Source organism: Variovorax sp. RA8 (assembly GCF_901827175.1).
Lineage (GTDB): Bacteria > Pseudomonadota > Gammaproteobacteria > Burkholderiales > Burkholderiaceae_C > Variovorax.
Genome location: NZ_LR594664.1, coordinates 136,148 through 148,984, shown reverse-complemented (window position 1 = coordinate 148,984; position 12,837 = coordinate 136,148). Strand labels below are relative to the sequence as shown.

Here is a 12,837-nt window from a genome sequence, read left to right as displayed (position 1 = left end):
TCGCTTGCGTCGTGAGGGAGATGCGATCCCGCAGTGTAGGTTTCAGGCTCACAGGAAACGGAATGAAAAATGAATCTCAGCTCTCCAATTGAATTATTAGACATGAACCGGGAGCCGCGGGTGCCGCGCCGCCGCCTCATCGAGACGGTGCTCGCGGGCACTGCGGGTGGAGGTCTCCAGCTGCTAGCTTCCGTTGACGCCTTCGCTGCAGAGCCGAAGCCAGGACCGCAGACAGCGGCGGGAAAACCATCCGTTTCGCTGCAGAGCAGCAAGGAGTCACCGATGCAAGACGCCATCAAGGCGTGTCTCGACTGTCACAGCATGTGCCTTCGAATGGCGATGGGCTACTGCCTCGAGCAGGGCGGGCGTCACGCCGAGCAGAAACACCTTCGCCTCATGCTCAACTGCGCCGAGCTCTGTCAGACGTCGGCCAACTTCATGCTGAGCGATTCGCCACTGCACGGCCGGGTCTGCCTGATCTGCGCCGAAGCGTGCGAGGCATGCGCCAAGAGCTGCGAGCAGGTGGGGGATATGCGAGAGTGTGTCGAAGAATGCCAGAACTGCGCGAAGAGCTGCAGGACGATGACATGAATCCGCGCCGACGCTTCCTTAGAGCCAGTGCGGCCGCGGGAGCTGGGACGGCGCTTCACGCGTTGTCCCCAAGTTACACGTGGGCCGCTTCGGATCGCGCATTGCCTCTGCAGGAAAGCTCCGGCCCGGTGTCCAACCTCGTGATCGCTAAAGGCAGGCTCGATATCGATGGACAGAGCGCCACGCCAACCGTCGTCAACGGCTTGCTGCCCGGTCCCGTGTTGCGGTTTCGCGAGGGTGAGACCGCGACGATCCGGGTGACCAACCAGCTAGAGGAGACGAGTTCGATCCACTGGCATGGGCTTCTCGTCCCGCCGGATATGGACGGCGTCCCGGGGGTGAGCTTCGCCGGCATTCGACCCGGCGAAACCTTCACTTATCAATACAAGTTGCGCCAAAGCGGAACGTACTGGTATCACAGCCATTCGGGAAACCAGGAGCAGGCGGGCCTGTACGGCCCGATCATCATCGACCCCAACACACCCGACCCGTTCGCATACGACAGCGAATGCGTCGTAATGCTGTCCGACTGGACCTTCGAGGATCCAGCGCGCGTGCTGGCGAAGATGAAAAAGTTCGCTTCGTACTACAACTTCAACCGCCGCACGATTGCCGATATTTTTCGCGATGCGTCCCGCAATGGCTGGCGCGCCACGATCTCGGACCGCATGGAATGGGCAAAGATGCGAATGGACCCGACCGACATCGCGGATGTGACCGGTTCCACCTACACGTATTTGCTTAACGGGCAGACTGCAAATCGAAACTGGACCGCGCTCTTCAAGCCGGGCGAGCGCATCCGCATGCGCTTCATCAACGCGGGTGCGATGACGCATTTCGATGTTCGTATTCCGGGCTTGGAGATGACGCTCGTGCAGGCGGATGGTCAGAACGTCGAACCGGTCGCGGTTGAGGAGTTCAGGATCGCTCCGGCCGAAAGTTACGACGTGATCGTGCAGCCGCGTGCCGCAGAGGCGTACACCATTTTCGCCGAGGCGATGGATCGCAGCGGTTATGCAGCCGGCACGCTTGCGCTGCGCTCCGGGCTGCGCGCACCGATGCCCGAGCGCCGCGTGCGTCCCCTTCGGACTATGGCCGACATGGGCATGTCCGGCGATGCGATGGGGGCTATGTCCATGCCCGCCAGCGTCGGCAAGCCCACGATGGACGCGATGCCCGGCATGGCGACGCCGTCGGACTCCGCGCCTATGCAGCCGAAAATGGATGCGATGCCCGACATGGCCATGCCAGCGAGTACCGCGACTGCGAAGCCCAAGATGGATGCAATGCCCGGCATGACGATGCCGGCGAACGCCGCGCCGGCAAATGCCACGTCAAAGCAAGCCGAGCCCCACGGGCCAGACCGACACGGACCGGGCAATTCCACGATCGCCGAAATGCCCACCAGCCGGGTGAACGATCCAGGCACCGGACTCGGTGATGCTGGTCGGCGAGTGCTCGTCTACAGCGATTTGCGGCGGTTGTCGACCGGAGGACGGGAAGGTGTGCCCGAGCGCGAGATCGAGTTGCACCTCACCGGCAATATGGAGCGGCAGATATGGGGATTCGATGGAAAAAAATACTCCGAGGCCGAAGAGCCGATGCCGTTCGACTACGGCGAGCGGCTTCGCGTCACCTTGGTGAACGATACGATGATGGATCACCCGATGCACCTGCATGGAATGTGGATGGTGCTGGAGAACGGCGCGGGCGCGAAGCGGCCGTTGAAGCACACCATCAATGTGAAAGCCGGTGAACGTCTCTCGTTCGATGTAGAGCCCGACGAGATCGGCAAATGGGCCTTCCATTGCCATCTGCTCTTTCATATGGAACTCGGCATGCTGCGTGTGGTCTCAGTCGTCGATCCGAAAGCGAAGGGGCGAACATGATGCGCTCGTCGAACACCAAACGGGCGCTACGCCGTGCGGGCGTCTTGCTGTCGTGCACGATGTTGCCGCTCGCCGAGGCCCAGACACTTCCCCCGCCCATTGAGGACAGCCCGATCCGCAGTTACTTCTTGTTCGACCAATTCGAGCACACTACGGCGCGTTTCGCCGGCGGCAGCAAAGGCAGCGATGCGCTGCGCTTCAATACGCTGGGGTGGATCGGCGGAGACTACAACCGGCTTTGGATCTACACCGAAGGCACGAAGCCCTACAACGGCAAGATGGAGGATTTGGATGTACAGGTGCTCTACGGTCGCCTGGTTGCCCCCTTCTGGGATCTGCAATCGGGCGTGCGCTACTTCAAGCCAAGGTCGGATGGCCCATCGAGAACCTACGCAGTCTTCGGAGTGCAGGGGCTCGCACCTTATCGGTTCGGGGTTCAGGCGGCGGCCTTCATCAGCGAACGCGGCGAGGTATCTGGTCGGGCTGAAGTCGAGTATGAACTCCTGCTGACCCAGCGCTGGATCTTGCAGCCTCGCTTCGCAACCAATGTCGCAGTTCAAGAAGTGCGGGAACTGGGCATCGGGCGCGGCGTGAACGACGTTGAGTTCGGGCTTCGCCTGCGCTATGAGATCAAGCGCGAGTTTGCCCCTTACATTGGGGTGTCCTGGCAGAAGCGCTTCGGCGGCGCTTCGAAGTTTGCGCGGGAACGGGGCGAAGATGTGCGCGAATGGCGCGTGGTCGCGGGTGTTCGGGTATGGTTCTAGACGACCGTCGGACTTGACGGTAAGCAAGGAAAGTTGATAGAGGAAAAGATGGGCTCGAATCCGCTGTCAGTCTTGGATGCAGCCCGCACCGATTGGTTGATTGCGATCGGATGAGGTGAGCATGAGGCGCGACGTAGAAAAGGACAGAGTAGCGCGCTGCGTATCCCGCCGAAGCTTCAGTTCGTCTAGCTGGCTCATTCATGAATAGCGGGAATCGGAAAGCGCCGTTACGCATTCTAGGCGGCCCGGACACGCCGAACGGCACTCGGCGATGCCGAGAGGGCGTGGGAACTGTTCAGCCCGCTCGAGCCGGTCAATCACGCAAATATTCGTCCAATTCGATGGCAGTCTACAAGACGGAGCCATACGTGATCGCAGGCGACGTCTATCCGCTCGCGCCGCACACCGGCCGCGGCGGCTGGACCTGGTACGCGGGCTCGGCCGGATGGATGTGCATCCTGGAGTCCCTGTTGGGCCTGAGGCTCGACGCCGACAAACTGCATGTTTCCACATGCCTGCGCGCCGAATGGAACACTCCAGGTGCACCTCGGCAGACCGTCTACCACATCACCGTGCTGCAAACGTCCGCGGCGGGTGGCGCACCGGGACTGACGGTCGACGGCGCCCTGCTGCCCTGCTGCCCTGGCAGGCCATCCTTTTGGCCGACGACCGCCGGGAACACTGGGGCGAGGCGCGGATACCACCTGCGCAAATTTGAAGCAGCTGGAATACCCACGGACCTAAGACGGGAGCATCGCAATGCAGATCCGCATGATCGGACTCGGACAAATGGGCGCCAATATGACACGCCGGCTGATGCGCGGCGGCCACGACTGCGTCGTCTACGCCGCGCACCCCGCCAGCGTCGAGCGGCTCACCGCGCAGGGCGCCACCGGCTCGGCGTCGCTGCAGCAGCTGGTGACAATGCCGTCGCGGTCGCGCGCGATCTGGTTGATGGTCTCGGCGGCGGTTGTCGACCAGACCATCGGCGATCTCTTGCCGCTTCTCGACGCCGGCGACATCGCCGGCGACGGCGGCAATTCCTACTGCCCTGACGACCTCCGCCGTGCGGCCGATTTGCGCGCGTCGGGCATTCACTGCGTTGACGTGGGCACCCGGGCGGCGTCGCCGGCCTCGATCGCGGCTACGGAGGCGGCCTGGACTGTTGTCGAGCTGGTGCTCGCCGAGCATCCCCGCGCCACCTCCTACCCGCCCGGCAGTTGGGGTCCGCCCGAGGCGGACCGCCGGATCGCGGCCGATGGGGGCTGGCGCAACCCCGAACCGGCGAGGTGACGCGATGCCGCTGCCCATCGAAGACTACGCGCTGATCGGCGACTGCCATACCGCCGCGCTGGTCGGCCGCGACGGCTCGATCGACTGGCTGTGCATACCGCGTTTCGATTCGGGAGCCTGCTTCGCGGCCTTGCTGGGCGGCCCGGACCATGGGCGCTGGCTGATCGCGCCGTGTCAGGGGGTGAGCACGGTGCGGCGCCGCTACCGCGACGGCACGCTGATCCTGGAAACCGAGTTCGAGAATGATGAGGGCGCGGTGCGCGTCATCGACAGCATGCCACTGTCGAACGAGCGCTGGGACATCGTGCGCATTGTCGAGGGCCTGAGCGGGCGCGTACGGATGCGCACCGAACTGGTAATTCGCTTCGACTATGGTTCGATCGTGCCGTGGGTGCACAAGGCGCACGGCACGCTGCTCGCGACCGCCGGGCCGGACACGCTGGAACTGCACACCGCGGTATGCACGCATGGCGAGCAGATGAAGACTGTGGCCCGGTTCGAAGTCGGCGCCGGCGAACGCGTCCCGTTCGTGCTCAACTATCGCCCTTCGCACGTACCGATGCAGCCAGCGATCGATCCCGAGCAAACCTTGCTGGAGACGCAGCGCGAATGGCTCGAATGGTCGCAGCGCGGCAGCTATCAGGGTCGCTGGCGCTCCGAGGTGCTGCGCTCGCTGATCACGCTGAAAGCGCTGACCTACGCGCCCAGCGGCGGCATCGTCGCGGCGCCCACTACCTCGCTGCCCGAACAGGGCGGCGGCGTGCGCAATTGGGACTACCGCTACTGCTGGCTGCGCGACGCGACCTTCACGCTCAACGCGCTACTGCTCGCCGGCTACACCGGCGAGGCGGTCGCCTGGCGCGAGTGGCTGCTGCGCGCCGTTGCCGGCAGCCCGGCGGACCTGCAGAACCTCTACAGCGTGACCGGTGAGCGCCGTCTCGACGAAGTCGAACTCGGCTGGCTGCCCGGCTATCGTGGCGCCGCGCCGGTGCGCGTCGGCAACGCAGCGGCCAGGCAGTTCCAGCTCGACATCTACGGCGAAGTGATGGACACGCTGCACCTGGCGCGTGCCGCCGGCCTCGCCACCGAGCCGCATGTCTGGCGGATCCAGCGGGCGCTGCTCAACTTTCTCGACACGCACTGGCGCGAGCCCGACGAGGGCATCTGGGAAATTCGCGGGCCACGGCGGCACTTCACGCATTCGAAGGTGATGGCCTGGGTCGCCTTCGACCGCGCCGTCAAGGCGGTCGAACATTTCGGGCTGGACGGGCCGATCGATGCGTGGCGACGCACGCGCGACGCGATCCACGCGCAGGTCTGCGACGCCGGCTTCGATGCTCGGCGCAACAGCTTCGTTCAGTACTACGGCGCATCCGACCTCGACGCCAGCCTGCTGCTGATCCCACTGGTCGGTTTCCTACCGCCCGACGATGCGCGGGTACGTGCGACGGTCGACGCGATCCAGCGCGAACTGATGGCCGGCGGCCTGGTGCTGCGCTACGCGACTGCCACCGGTGTCGACAACCTGCCGCCCGGCGAAGGCGCCTTCCTGCCATGTACGTTCTGGCTCGCCGACAGCTTGGCGCTGACCGGGCGGCGCGACGAAGCAGAGGCGCTGTTCGAACGGCTGCTCGCGTTGCGCAACGACGTCGGCCTGCTGTCTGAAGAACTGGACCCGCACACCGGCCGGATGCTGGGCAACTTTCCGCAGGCACTGACCCACATGGCGCTGGTCAACACCGCCCGGCTGCTGTCGCTGCCGCAGCACAGGATCAAGCACTCGTGCACGCGAGGCGAGCGCCCTGCGGCGGTCGCGCAGACGTCATGACGCCGGCAGCGCGGCGAGCCCCTATGAAAGTCCTGGTGGTCTGTATCGGCGACCCCCATGTGAAGTGCCTTGCGAGCGGCGAGCGGAGCCCGCTCGAGTTCGCGTCGCCGCCGTTGCTCACGCCCGACCTGATGGTCGAGACGGTTCTGCAGCTGCCCGAGGATCGGAACTTCGCCCTCCGCCAGCGCCGCGCGCCGAAAGCGATGAAGCCATGAGCGCGCCCTACGACCTGGTGTTTCTGTTCGACGTCGACAACACCCTACTCGACAACGACCGCGTGGTCAGCGCCCTCGGGGACCACTTTGAACAAGCGTTCGGCAGCGCGAGTGCGGATCGCTGTTGGTCGATATTCGAGCAGTTGCGCAGCGAGTTTGGCTACGCCGATTACTTGGGTGCATTGCAGCGCAATCGCGTGCCGGGCGATGGCCTTGTCCAGCGCGTCGATGTGCCCCAGGTGCAGCTTGAGCATGAAGCGGTGGTGCGCACTGACGCGCCCGCGCAGCGCCTCCAGCAACTCGGCGCGGCTGGCCTTGACGCGGCCAATGCAGCAGATCAGGCGCTCGGGGTCGTCGTGGCCATCGATGATGGCCTGCAGCACCGCGCGCGCTCTTGCCCAGGATGTCGCTGAGCACGACGCTGAGCTTGAGGTTGGCGTCTTCGAGCACCTTCTCGATGCGCTGGGCATGGGCGCTCCTCTCGCGCACGAACTGCTTGCGCGTGCGCGTTAGGGTGCGCAGTTCCTGCACGGCCACCGGCGGCACGAAGCTGGCGCGGATCAGGCCATGGGCCAGCAGATCGGCCAGCCACATCGAGTCGTTGACATCGGTCTTGCGCCCAGGCACGTTCTTCACGCGCGCGGCGTTGGCCAGCACCAGTTCGAAGTGGCCTTCGAGCACATGCCACACCGGCTTCCAGTACACGCCCGTGGCCTCCATACCCACATGCTCGACGCCGAACGAGTCGAGCCAATCGGCCAGGGCCAACAGGCCCGAGGTGGTGGTGGTAAAGGTGCGCACTTCCTGCAACGGGGGGCCGTCGCCGGCGATGCGCACGCACGCCACCACCGTCTGCTTGTGCACGTCCAATCCCGCGCAGCGAGGATAGATGACTTCCATGATCGCCTCCAATGTGCGGCGACATCGGCGTGCGGCCCACGTCATCGAAGTCTGAGATGCGTGCTCAGGGGCGCAACGCCCCGGGCGACAGTGCGGGGTGCTCGTGGAGCCGCGGGTCCAACTGATATACGGGTTCGAGGCACCAAGTACAAACCGACCTCTGTGCCGGACGCCACCCCTCAATTACAACAAGGTTTCATGCGTCGTGGGTCGCGCAACGCGCGGTGGAGCAACTGATATGAGCGCTGCGATGAACGACCCGCGGCTGCTGCAGATGTCGACGTTTCTCATCGACTACCCATTCGCCGACCGGCTGTTTACTGGCGCGCTTCGCGCCATCGAGCACATTCAGCCCGACGGTGATCCGGTCGGACGGCGATGTGGTGCTCCGGTCGCGCAAGGTTCAGCGCTGGGGCTCTGGCAAGCCGTCGATGGCCGCGTGCTGATCTACATTAAGGATCTGATGCTCGACACGGTGCAGTGGCACTATCCCGCGCGCCACTACGTGATGGTGGACGACAAGCTGCGCGTCCTCCCCGCGATGAAACAGTCCCTGGGCCAACGACTGACGACGGTAGTTCTGCGCCAGGGACACTACGCCTTCGACCGGCACAAACTCGCAAGCTATCCCCCAGGCGACATCCCGCTGGAGCGCATCGGCAATCTGGCGGACGTCGATCTGCCGGCCTTGCCGAGGCAGCGCCCGGCCGGCGACGAACTGCAGGAGAACTCATGAACGCGACACAACAGCTGCACGACCTTGGGGCCAAAGCCTCTGGCTTGACAACATCACGCTCGGGCTGCTGCCCGGCGGCACGCTGGGACGTTACATCGACGACTTCGCGGTGACCGGGCTCACCTCGAACCCGACGGTCTTCGAGCAGGCGATCGGCAAGTCCGACTTCTACGATGAGGCGATCCGCCGCAAGGCGGGCGAAGGTGAGTCGGGTAAGGGCTTGTTCTTCGAACTCGCCCTCGAAGACCTGAAGCGCACGGACAACCTGTTCCGACCGGTGCACGACACGACCGGCGGCGTTGACGGCTGTCGCTCGAGCTATCGAGAACGGGCCGATGCACCAGCCGATCGAGCGACTCGCCTCGTTCCGTGCGATGCCGGGCATGGTGCTGTTGCGTCTTGCGGACGCTCGACCGGGGCCGGTATGCGAGCGCCGGGCGCTTAGAGGTGCTCGCCGACGCGACCGACGGCAAGCCCGATGTGCTGCTGCTGGCGACGTGCAGTGAAGTTGCGCAACGCATCGCCGCCTACGAGCAACTCAAGAGCGAAGGGATCGCGGCCCGCGTCGTCAGCATGCCGTCCTGGGATTTGTCGAGGGCAGCGCCCCGAATATCGCGACAGCGTCCTGCCGCACTGTGACGGCGCGAGTCTCGGTCGAAGCGGCGTCGCCGTTCGGTTGGGAGCGCTATGTCGGCCGCGGCGCAACGATCATCGGCATGCGTTCGCTCGGGTTGTCGGCGCCGGGCAAGGTCGCCGAAATGCACGTCGGTTTCGATGCCGCGCACGTCGCCGCCGCCGCCGCCCGACAACAGTTGGCACAACCGGCGCCGGCGGCGTAGCAGCACCATGCCAACGCAAATCAGCCCCCTCGCCGGCAAGCCGGCACCGCTGTCGTCACTCATCGACGTGTCCAACTCGACGAGCCGAGAAATGCCTGCCCAAGCGGCACTAGCGCGCGGCACCTTGCCGTGCACCTGAGGCCGCCACAACCTTGACCTTGCCGACCATGCCAGCTTCGTAGTGGCCCGCAATAAGGCAGGCGAAGTCGAAATCACCGGGCCGGTTGAAAGTCCAGACGATCTCGCCCGTCTTTCCAGGCGCAACGTGCGCCATGTAAGGCTCGTCGTGCTCCATGTTGGGAAACTTCTTCATGAGCGCTGCGTGCTCGTCGAGTTCTTTTTTCGTGCCCAGGACGAATTCGTGCATCAACTTCCCGTCGTTCTTGAAGGAAAACCTGACGGTTTCGCCCTGCTTCACCTGGATACGATCGGGCGTGAAGCGCATGTTGTCCGTCATCCTGACGGCGACGGTCCGCTTGGCCGCCTTCGCATCTCCCGCTATTCCCCAGTCTTTCTGCTCTTTCTTGACCGGACCGGTTGGTGTGCTGTGATCCTCGTCGCCATGCGCGAGTACTACGCCGGAAAGCGCCAGCGAGCTGGCCAGCACCAATATCTTGATCAATTTCATTGTGGTTCCTTCGGTTGAGGCTGCGCAGAACTTGGTTGTCAATGCTGCAGGATTTTGGAGAGGAAGTCCTGGGCGCGCGGTGTCCGGCCCTCCGGCCGACCAAAGAACTCGTCGCGCGCGCAGTCTTCGACAATTCTTCCCTGGTCCATGAAGATCACCCGGTCACTCACCTGCCTGGCAAAGCCCATCTCGTGCGTGACGACCATCATTGTCATTCCTTCGCCGGCGAGCTGCACCATGACCTCGAGTACCTCGCCGACCATCTCCGGGTCGAGCGCCGAGGTCGGCTCGTCGAACAGCATGACGATCGGATCCATCGACAGCGCCCGTGCGATGGCGACGCGCTGCTGCTGTCCGCCCGAAAGCTGACCCGGAAACTTGTCCTTGTGGGCCGAAAGTCCGACCCGATCGAGCATCCGCAACCCTCGCTCGACCGCTTCGGAGCGCGATCGCTTAAGTACCTGAACCTGCGCCAGCGTGAGATTGTCTGTCACATTCAAGTGGGGAAACAACTCGAAGTGCTGGAACACCATGCCGACCCGGGCGCGCAGCCTCGGCAAGTCGGTGCCGGGATCGGCGACCTGGATGCCGTTGACCGTGATGCTGCCTCGCTGGATGGGCTCGAGCGCATTGACAGTCTTGATGAGCGTCGATTTGCCGGAGCCGGACGGGCCGCAAACCACGACCACCTCGCCCTCACGGATGCTCGTGCTGCATTCGGTCAGCACCGGAAATTTGCCGTACCACTTCGAGACACCTTTGATTTCAATCATGGAATTCATTCAAAGCGCTGCCGCGGTCTTGCGCCGTTGCAGCCGCGTGACCCACCAGGCACCGGCCGTGCACAGCGCCAAGTAGACGACGGCCACGAGGATGTAGACCTCGACCACTCGCCCGTCGCGTTGCCCCACTTTGCTCGCGGCCCCGAGAAAGTCGTTCAGACTGATCACGTAGACGAGCGATGTGTCCTTGAGCAGGGCGATGGTCTGGTTGATCAGCGACGGTGTCATGTTGCGAAACGCCTGCGGCAGGATGACGTGGCGCATGGCCTGCCAGGGCGTCATTCCAAGCGACTGAGCCGCCTGCATCTGCCCCGCGCGAACGCTGCCGATGCCGGCGCGGATGATCTCGCAGTAGTAGGCGGACTCCGCGAGCACGAAGGCCACCAGTGCCGCATAGATCGGTCCAACGGTGAGGTTTGGATCGCCGGTGGCGGTTCTGAGCACCACGGGCATCAGGAAGTAGATCCACAGGATCGTGAGAATCAGCGGAATCGAGCGGAACAGGTTCACATAGCCGGCAACGGCGGTCGCGATCGGACGCGGCCCGAAGATGCGGGTGATCGCCAGCAGGGTTCCAAGAGCGATGCCCGCAGCCATGGCGACCACCACCAGGAAGGCGGTCATCTGCAGGCCCTGCATCAGGTATGGCCAGGCGCGCTGCAAAGACGCCCAGTCGAAGTCGTAACCCATCAGGTGCCTCCCAATAGGCCCGGCACGCGCACCCGGATCTCGATACGGCGCATCAGCACGATCACGCCGTAGGTAATCGCCATGTAGATGACCGTCGCGGCGATGAACGCCTCGAACGGATGGGCGCTGAACTCACTAAGCTGGCGCGTCTGCCCGGTCAGCTCCATGAGCCCGATGGTGAGCGCCACGGCCGAGTTCTTGAACACGTTCAGAAAGTCCGAGGTCAGCGGCGGAATGACGATGCGCAGTGCCTGCGGCAGGATCACATGCCGGTAGGCCGCCGCGGTCCCCAGCCCGAGCGCCATGGCCGCCTGTTTCTGGCTGTGTGGCACCGATTCGATGCCTGCACGCACCTGCTCGGCCGCCTTCGCGGCCGTGTAGAGCGTCAGTCCGACCAACACCGTGAGGAACTGGTTGGTCGTCGGATTCATCTGCTTGACCGCATTGCCCCATTCGATGGGCAACAGTTCCGGCACGACGAAATACCAGAGGAACAGCTGGACCAGCAGCGGGGTGTTGCGGAAACAGTGGATGTACACCGTGGAGAGGTAGCGCGCTGCACGGTTGGGAAGCGTCCTCGCCACGCCGGCGACCAGGCCTATGCCCAGCGCCAGCGTCCAAGCCATCAAAGACAGGAGCACTGTCCACAACAGTCCACGTAGCAGCATCAGGCCGTAGAAGCCCTCCCCGGTGACCGAGGGTTTGAAGAAGATCAGCCAATCCCAGGCGTAGTGCATCGTGTGAGACGGTTCATGAGATCGCAACGGCCGGCGATCACAGCGGCTGGTCGTTCGGGTTGCGGATGAGCTCCTGCATGTCGGTCGACATCGGGAAGTTGACGGTGACGCTCCCCTTCACGGCGATCGGCTTGAGGAAGTATTTCTCGTACAGCGACGCAAACTCTCCGGAACGCATCATCCCCACGATCACGTTGTCGACCAGCTTTTTGAAGGCGACGTCGCCCTTTCGCAGCATGCAGCCGTAGGCCTCTTTCTGTTGGGGCACACCCACCACCTCCCAGTCGGCCGGATTCCGGGCGCGAGCGATGTTGCTGAAGAGAATGATGTCGTCCTGGGTGGCCGCAACCGCCCGTCCGGTTTCGACCGTCAGGAAGTTCTCGTTGATGTCCTTCGCCAGGATGATGTTGATGCCCCACTTGTTCTGCTCGTTGAGGCGCCGCAGCATGCGCTCGGCGGTCGTTCCTGCGCTGACGACGACGTTCTTGCCGACCAGGTCGGACCAGTGCTTGATCCCCGAATTCTTGCGCACGAGCAGGCGCGCTCCGACCACGAAAAAGGTGGTCGAGAAGGAAACCTGGTTCTGCCGCTCGGCGTTGTTGGTGGTGGAACTGCACTCCAGGTCGACGGTCTGGTTGGCCACCAGTGGAATGCGCGTCTGCGGCGTGACCTCCAGGGTCTTGACCTCCAACTTCGCGAGCTTCAAGTCCTTCTTTACCTGCTCGACCACGCGCTGCGAAATGTCCCAGGCGAAGCCCGTCTGCTTGTTGTTGTCGTCCAGGTAGTTGAACGGAATGGACGCACCGCGAGTCGCCACGGTGATGGTTCCAGTGTCCTTGATTTTTTTGAGCGTGCCCTCCAGCGGCTCCGCGGCCACTCCGGCGCACAGCGCGAAGCCGACCGCGGCAATAAGGGGCTTGATCATCGGTTTGAAAGTCATCGCGG

At 63.9% G+C, this 12,837-nt stretch carries 14 protein-coding genes and 2 pseudogenes; 10 read left to right on the top strand and 6 right to left on the bottom strand.

The features are described from left to right. Positions 1 to 69 precede the first annotated feature (69 nt). The 6 genes from E5P3_RS36385 to E5P3_RS33915 all read left to right on the top strand — a co-directional run bounded on the left by E5P3_RS36385 (position 70) and on the right by E5P3_RS33915 (position 6,580). Entirely contained in the window at positions 70 to 591 is a 522-nt protein-coding gene (locus E5P3_RS36385; protein WP_332107426.1) for a four-helix bundle copper-binding protein, read from the top strand. Continuing rightward, a complete protein-coding gene (locus E5P3_RS33935; RefSeq protein ID WP_443083309.1) occupies positions 501 to 2,480 on the top strand; it encodes a copper resistance system multicopper oxidase in 1,980 nt (659 codons plus the stop codon). Before E5P3_RS36385 ends, E5P3_RS33935 begins: the two co-directional genes overlap by 91 nt. Continuing rightward, positions 2,477 to 3,244 (top strand): copper resistance protein B, encoded by a 768-nt coding sequence (locus tag E5P3_RS33930; protein WP_162590432.1) that lies wholly within the window; start codon positions 2,477 to 2,479, stop codon positions 3,242 to 3,244. The genes E5P3_RS33935 and E5P3_RS33930 overlap by 4 nt, the downstream gene beginning before the upstream one ends. Before the next feature lie 759 nt (positions 3,245 to 4,003). After that, positions 4,004 to 4,537: an NAD(P)-binding domain-containing protein gene (locus E5P3_RS33925; RefSeq protein WP_443083308.1), complete on the top strand. Its 534-nt coding sequence runs from the start codon at positions 4,004 to 4,006 to the stop codon at positions 4,535 to 4,537. Positions 4,538 to 4,541: 4 nt separating this feature from the next. Beyond that, positions 4,542 to 6,365: a glycoside hydrolase family 15 protein gene (locus E5P3_RS33920; protein ID WP_162590431.1), complete on the top strand. Its 1,824-nt coding sequence runs from the start codon at positions 4,542 to 4,544 to the stop codon at positions 6,363 to 6,365. 23 nt (positions 6,366 to 6,388) lie between these two features. Beyond that, positions 6,389 to 6,580, top strand: coding sequence for a hypothetical protein (locus tag E5P3_RS33915; protein WP_162590430.1), 192 nt, complete (start codon positions 6,389 to 6,391; stop codon positions 6,578 to 6,580). Between the two features lie 125 nt (positions 6,581 to 6,705). On the opposite strand, the pseudogene E5P3_RS33910 reads toward E5P3_RS33915, so the two are convergent. Continuing rightward, positions 6,706 to 7,480: pseudogene (locus tag E5P3_RS33910) on the bottom strand (IS110 family transposase); the annotation flags it as partial. Positions 7,481 to 7,718: 238 nt separating this feature from the next. Between E5P3_RS33910 and E5P3_RS33905 the strand changes: the two are divergent. The 4 genes and pseudogenes from E5P3_RS33905 (at position 7,719) to E5P3_RS36570 (ending at position 9,055) form a co-directional block, all read left to right on the top strand. Beyond that, positions 7,719 to 8,216 carry a hypothetical protein gene (locus E5P3_RS33905; protein ID WP_162590429.1) on the top strand — a complete coding sequence of 166 codons (498 nt, stop codon included), beginning with the start codon at positions 7,719 to 7,721 and terminating at the stop codon, positions 8,214 to 8,216. Further along, positions 8,213 to 8,523: pseudogene (locus E5P3_RS33900) on the top strand (transaldolase family protein); the annotation flags it as partial. The gene E5P3_RS33905 and the pseudogene E5P3_RS33900, both read left to right, overlap by 4 nt. A gap of 140 nt (positions 8,524 to 8,663) precedes the next feature. Beyond that, positions 8,664 to 8,855 (top strand): transketolase-like TK C-terminal-containing protein, encoded by a 192-nt coding sequence (locus E5P3_RS36575; protein WP_443083307.1) that lies wholly within the window; start codon positions 8,664 to 8,666, stop codon positions 8,853 to 8,855. Next, the gene (locus E5P3_RS36570) at positions 8,852 to 9,055 is read left to right on the top strand and encodes a transketolase-like TK C-terminal-containing protein (protein ID WP_443083306.1); all 204 of its coding nucleotides are present in this window, start codon (positions 8,852 to 8,854) and stop codon (positions 9,053 to 9,055) included. The genes E5P3_RS36575 and E5P3_RS36570 overlap by 4 nt, the downstream gene beginning before the upstream one ends. Positions 9,056 to 9,164: 109 nt before the next feature. On the opposite strand, the gene E5P3_RS33890 is transcribed toward E5P3_RS36570, so the two are convergent. Genes E5P3_RS33890 through E5P3_RS33870 form a run of 5 tightly spaced genes read right to left on the bottom strand, consistent with a single transcriptional unit; the run spans position 9,165 to position 12,832 of the window. Continuing rightward, positions 9,165 to 9,683 carry a cupredoxin domain-containing protein gene (locus E5P3_RS33890; RefSeq protein ID WP_162590428.1) on the bottom strand — a complete coding sequence of 173 codons (519 nt, stop codon included), beginning with the start codon at positions 9,681 to 9,683 and terminating at the stop codon, positions 9,165 to 9,167. A gap of 38 nt (positions 9,684 to 9,721) precedes the next feature. Then, positions 9,722 to 10,456, bottom strand: a complete 735-nt coding sequence (locus E5P3_RS33885) for an amino acid ABC transporter ATP-binding protein (RefSeq protein WP_162590427.1) — start codon at positions 10,454 to 10,456, stop codon at positions 9,722 to 9,724. Between the two features lie 9 nt (positions 10,457 to 10,465). After that, positions 10,466 to 11,155: an amino acid ABC transporter permease gene (locus E5P3_RS33880; protein ID WP_162590426.1), complete on the bottom strand. Its 690-nt coding sequence runs from the start codon at positions 11,153 to 11,155 to the stop codon at positions 10,466 to 10,468. Next, positions 11,155 to 11,892 carry an amino acid ABC transporter permease gene (locus tag E5P3_RS33875; protein ID WP_162590425.1) on the bottom strand — a complete coding sequence of 246 codons (738 nt, stop codon included), beginning with the start codon at positions 11,890 to 11,892 and terminating at the stop codon, positions 11,155 to 11,157. The genes E5P3_RS33880 and E5P3_RS33875 overlap by 1 nt, the downstream gene beginning before the upstream one ends. Before the next feature lie 37 nt (positions 11,893 to 11,929). Beyond that, on the bottom strand, positions 11,930 to 12,832 hold the full coding sequence (locus tag E5P3_RS33870) for a transporter substrate-binding domain-containing protein (protein ID WP_162590424.1): 903 nt from the start codon (positions 12,830 to 12,832) through the stop codon (positions 11,930 to 11,932). Positions 12,833 to 12,837: the final 5 nt, after the last annotated feature.

Excerpts from the sequence above, each read along its gene's own strand:
- E5P3_RS33905 (WP_162590429.1), top strand. The coding sequence starts at position 7,719 with ATGAGCGCTGCGATGAACGACCCGCGGCTGCTGCAGATGTCGACGTTT.
- E5P3_RS33935 (WP_443083309.1), top strand. The coding sequence starts at position 501 with ATGCGCCAAGAGCTGCGAGCAGGTGGGGGATATGCGAGAGTGTGTCGA.
- E5P3_RS36385 (WP_332107426.1), top strand. The coding sequence starts at position 70 with ATGAATCTCAGCTCTCCAATTGAATTATTAGACATGAACCGGGAGCCG.
- E5P3_RS33870 (WP_162590424.1), bottom strand. The coding sequence starts at position 12,832 with ATGACTTTCAAACCGATGATCAAGCCCCTTATTGCCGCGGTCGGCTTC.
- E5P3_RS33925 (WP_443083308.1), top strand. The coding sequence starts at position 4,004 with ATGCAGATCCGCATGATCGGACTCGGACAAATGGGCGCCAATATGACA.
- E5P3_RS33915 (WP_162590430.1), top strand. The coding sequence starts at position 6,389 with ATGAAAGTCCTGGTGGTCTGTATCGGCGACCCCCATGTGAAGTGCCTT.
- E5P3_RS33930 (WP_162590432.1), top strand. The coding sequence starts at position 2,477 with ATGATGCGCTCGTCGAACACCAAACGGGCGCTACGCCGTGCGGGCGTC.
- E5P3_RS33875 (WP_162590425.1), bottom strand. The coding sequence starts at position 11,892 with ATGCACTACGCCTGGGATTGGCTGATCTTCTTCAAACCCTCGGTCACC.
- E5P3_RS33920 (WP_162590431.1), top strand. The coding sequence starts at position 4,542 with ATGCCGCTGCCCATCGAAGACTACGCGCTGATCGGCGACTGCCATACC.
- E5P3_RS33880 (WP_162590426.1), bottom strand. The coding sequence starts at position 11,155 with ATGGGTTACGACTTCGACTGGGCGTCTTTGCAGCGCGCCTGGCCATAC.
- E5P3_RS33890 (WP_162590428.1), bottom strand. The coding sequence starts at position 9,683 with ATGAAATTGATCAAGATATTGGTGCTGGCCAGCTCGCTGGCGCTTTCC.
- E5P3_RS33885 (WP_162590427.1), bottom strand. The coding sequence starts at position 10,456 with ATGATTGAAATCAAAGGTGTCTCGAAGTGGTACGGCAAATTTCCGGTG.